This window comes from Stenotrophomonas sp. P5_B8 (assembly GCF_054049855.1).
The window spans coordinates 1-4,092 of sequence record NZ_JBFULO010000362.1 but is presented as its reverse complement, the minus strand read 5'-3'; the positions used below and the strand labels follow the sequence as shown (position 1 = coordinate 4,092).

The following is a 4,092-nucleotide window of genomic DNA, read 5'->3' as shown; positions in this document are numbered from 1 at the left end:
CCCTTGGGCAGGCCACCGATGCCGAGTGCGATGTCCAGCATCAGCGAACCGGTCGGGATGACCTCGACCGCCTCGACGACACGGTCGCCCATGCGCATCACGGCGCCCTTGCCGAACTGCTTTTCGATCTGGCTCAGCGCGGCGGTGAGGGCGCGCTTCTTGTTCTCGTCCATCGGAGTGGTCCTTGCAGAGGTCGTATCGGTGGAGGTGCTGTCTTTGGAAGTCTTCTTGGCCATGGGTTCACTTTAAGGCTGGCGTATCGCACAGGCTGAGATTCTGCCCGGCGTTCGGAAAAAAATTATCGGACATCCGTACCAACCTCAGCGGAACCAGAGAATCGCCACAAAAGACCGTGCAGGTAATGCGTTGTAGAAGGATCAGCGGTTGGGCCGCAACAGGCCGCAATAGAGGCCTTCGATCGCGAAGTCCTGGTCGGGCAGGACTTCGATCGGCTTGTAGTCGCGATTGCGCGGCAGCAGGCGGATCCGGTCCTTGCCCATCTTCAGCAGCTTGACGGTGATCTCGTCATCGATGCGCGCCACCACGATCTGTCCGGAGCGGGCGTCACGGGTCCGGTGCACACCGATCAGGTCACCGTCGAAGATGCCTTCGTCGATCATCGAATCGCCCTGCACCTTGAGCAGGTAGTCCGGCGCCGGCGAGAAGAACACCCGGTCGAGCACCACGAAATCGTCCGAGCCGATGTCTGCGCCGATCGGCAGACCCGCCGCGACCCGGCCCAGCACCGGCAGGCGCAGCACATGATCGGGCAGCGCGGGCACCGACAGCGAGCCCGGCAGGCCGTCCTGCAGCGCCGGTGCCTGCACCAGCCGGATGCCACGCGCCTGGCCGGGGATGCGACGGATCGCCCCGGCCTGCTCCAGGGCTTCCAGGTGGTATTGCGCCGCGCGTACCCCCTTGAAGCCGAAGGCACGTGCGATTTCAGTCTGCGACGGCGGGGCGCCATCGGTCTCGATACGCTCGGCGATCAACTGCAGGATCGCCTGCTGGGTGTCGGTCAGTTCCATGGTTAGTAGTATTACTACTAACGATGTGGGCACGCAAGTGCCCACGGAAGAAGAGCAGGAATCAGCAGGATCATCCCCCCACCGAAGCCGTCGGCAGTTCGTGTAGCCACCGACCGTTGGTCGGTGACCGCGCGAACGCGCGGCAATGCGTGACGGTGCGTTCGCGTGTCGGTTTTGGTCTTGTCTCCGGGGTTTAGCGCGTGCAACCCCATAGGTCAGGCGCTCATGGGCGGCAGACGAAGGGTAGCGATCATAGGAGGCGGCCGGGAGAAGGCAGCCGACCAACGGTCGGCTCTACGGGGTTGGGTTGCGCGTGCCGAAGGCCGGGCGGATGGAAGGTCGGCGGTCATGAGGCCGGCCGGGTAGAGCAGCCGACCAACGGTCGGCTCTACGAGGTTGGGTCGCGTTTGCGGCACATTGCGGGGATCCTGCGGATCCCGGCGGCGAAAACCCTACGGGTTTTTGCCGCTGCGCCAGATCGAAAACAGGATCCACACGCCGCAGAAGCCGGCGCCGATGAAGCCCGCCACGCCCAGCGCCAGCAGCCAGCGGCTGGAGACGCCACCTACGCTGTGCATGACGATCGAGGAGCCGATAATTAGCGCGGCGGTCACGATGCCCATCACCAGACGGTTGGCCGCGCGGTTGACCTGGTCGCCGAAGCCCTGCAGCGCGGTGGTCTCGACCTTGAGCTGGAGGCGACCACGCCGAGCCATCTGCAGCAGCCGACGCACGTCGCGCGGCAGGTCGCCGAGCAGCTCCATCACCCCCACCAGGCTGCGCTTGCCCCGCTTGAGCACGGCGCCGGGCGCATAGCGCTGCCACATCACCCGCTCCAGGTACGGACGCGCGGCGCTGGCCATGTCGAACTGCGGGTCCAGCTGCCGGCCCATGCCTTCCAGAGTCAGGAAGGTCTTGATCATCAGGGCCAGGTCGGCCGGCAGGGTCAGCGAGTACTGGCGCAGCAAGGTGGTGATGTTGCCCAGCATCAGGCCCATGTGCAGGTCTTTCAGCGGCACGCCCCGGTACTGGTCGACGAACGTGCTGATGTCCTGCTGCAGCCGCGACTCATCCACGTCCACCCCGCCCGCCCAATCGAGCAGCACGTCGGCCACCGATTCCGGCTCCTGGTTGACCAGCCCATGCAGGAGCTGGGCGACCTGGAAGCGGCGCTGCTCGGAGATCGCCCCGACCATGCCGAAATCGATCACGCCGATGCGGCCGTCGCGCAGGTAGATGATGTTGCCCGGGTGCGGATCGGCGTGGAAACAGCCGTCTTCGAGCACCATCTTGAGCACGATGTGCGCGCCGCGACGGGCCAGCTGCACGCGGTCCAGCCCGGCCGCATCGACGCCGGCCAGGTCGCGGCCGGGGATGCCGTCGACGAAGTCCTGCACGTTGAGGCTTTCGCAGGTCCACTGCCAATGCACGTTGGGGATCAGGATGTCTTCGCGCCCGGCGAAGTTGCGCGCGATGCGCTCGGCGTTGCGGCATTCGGCGGCGAAATCCAGCTCCCGGCGCAGCGAGACCTGGAACTGCTGCACCACTTCGGCCGGGCGATACCGCTGCAGGTCCGGCAGGCGCGCTTCCACGATTTCGGCCAGGCGTGCCAGCAGGCGCAGGTCGGCTTCGATCACCTCACGGATGCCGGGGCGACGGATTTTCAGCACCACGGCGGTGCCGTCGTGCAGGGTTGCGCGGTGCGCCTGGGCCAGCGAGGCGGCCGCCATCGGGGKTTCATCCAGCCAGGCGAAGACCTCGGTGGCCGGTGCGCCGAGATCGGCTTCCAGCTGTTCGCGCACCTGCGCATACGGCAGCGGCGGTACCGCGTTCTGCAGTTCAGAGAATTCGGCGATCCAGTCCGGCGGGAACAGGTCCACGCGCGTGGCCAGCACCTGGCCGAGCTTGACGAAGGTCGGACCCAGGTCTTCCATCGCACGCCGCACCCGCACGGGCGCGGTCATGCGCAGCATCTGCGTGTCGTTCCAGTGCAGCAGCCGCCCGGCCCGTTCCAGTACATCGGCCAGGCCGATCCGGCGTACCAGATCGCCAAAGCCATAGCGGATCAGGACCGAGGCGATTTCCTGCAATCGGCCTAGGTCGCGTACGGTTCCCAGCGTTTCCCACATCGGTGCCACTCCTGTCCACGCACGCGGTCAGGATGTCACACCGGTGCGAAAATTCCCGTCAGCGCCTGCTGCACGGTCTGGCGACGGATGGCTTCGCGGTCGCCGTCGAACCGGAACAGCTGCGCGCGGGCATAGCCACCGCGCTGCTTCCAGCCGATCCACACGCTGCCGACCGGCTTGTCCGGACTGCCGCCGCCCGGCCCGGCAATGCCGGTCACGGCCACGGCGATGCCGGCGCCGGAATTGATCAGTGCACCGGAAACCATTTCCAGCACGGTCTCGCGGCTGACCGCACCGAACTGCTCCAGCGTGTGCGCGCGAACACCGAGCAAGCGCTGCTTGGCCTCGTAGCTGTAGACGACCATGCCGCTGTCGAAGAATGCCGAGGAGCCGGCCACATCGGTCATCGCCTTGGCGATCCAGCCGCCGCTGCAGCTCTCGGCAGTGACCAGCTGCAACGATGCCTGCTGCAGGCGCTGGCCGACATCACGGGCAAGGACGCCGAGTTCGGCATCGGTGGGGACGCTCATGGTGATCCTGGATCGGGGGGAAGGACGCCCCGTTTTAGCCCAAATCGGCGCGGATGTCGTGTGCGGGGGCGCGACGCAGCGTCGCGCGCCCTTTGCTGCGCCTGTCCCACCGCCGGGGAACGTCGAGGGAGAGCCGGCCAGCGGCCGGCACTACCGTGTCACCACTCGGGGAGCTTCTCCGGCAGCATCGCGCGGATCGGCTCGCCGCCCTCGCCGGCCGCCAGCTTTTCGGCCTCGGCGATCGGCAGATCGACCTCAAGCAGCCAGCCGTCCTCGTCGGCCTGTTCGCCGCGCACCACTTCCAGCTGGTGCAGGCGCGAACGCAGGCGTCCGGCACTCGGCGGCAGACGCAGCGCGCCGGTGATGTGCTGCAGGCCCAGGCGCTTGCCCAACACCGACTGCAGC

Annotated in this window: 3 protein-coding genes and 2 pseudogenes; all 5 read right to left on the bottom strand. The window is 66.9% G+C overall.

What is annotated here, in order from left to right; genetic code table 11:
- Positions 1-173 (bottom strand): annotated as a pseudogene (locus tag ACXJKH_RS16370) (recombinase RecA); the annotation flags it as partial.
- A gap of 204 nt (positions 174-377) precedes the next feature.
- Positions 378-1,028, bottom strand: coding sequence for a transcriptional repressor LexA (lexA, locus tag ACXJKH_RS16365; protein WP_457320879.1), 651 nt, complete (start codon positions 1,026-1,028; stop codon positions 378-380).
- A 452-nt stretch (positions 1,029-1,480) separates the two neighbouring features.
- A complete protein-coding gene (gene ubiB / locus ACXJKH_RS16360) occupies positions 1,481-3,157 on the bottom strand; it encodes a 2-polyprenylphenol 6-hydroxylase (RefSeq protein WP_457320877.1) in 1,677 nt (558 codons plus the stop codon).
- 35 nt (positions 3,158-3,192) lie between these two features.
- Positions 3,193-3,687, bottom strand: coding sequence for a CinA family protein (locus ACXJKH_RS16355; RefSeq protein WP_256774115.1), 495 nt, complete (start codon positions 3,685-3,687; stop codon positions 3,193-3,195).
- 158 nt (positions 3,688-3,845) lie between these two features.
- Positions 3,846-4,092, bottom strand: a pseudogene (locus ACXJKH_RS16350) (GTPase HflX); the annotation flags it as partial.

Coding starts and splice junctions, on each gene's coding strand:
- lexA (WP_457320879.1), bottom strand. CDS start 1,028: ATGGAACTGACCGACACCCAGCAGGCGATCCTGCAGTTGATCGCCGAG.
- ACXJKH_RS16355 (WP_256774115.1), bottom strand. CDS start 3,687: ATGAGCGTCCCCACCGATGCCGAACTCGGCGTCCTTGCCCGTGATGTC.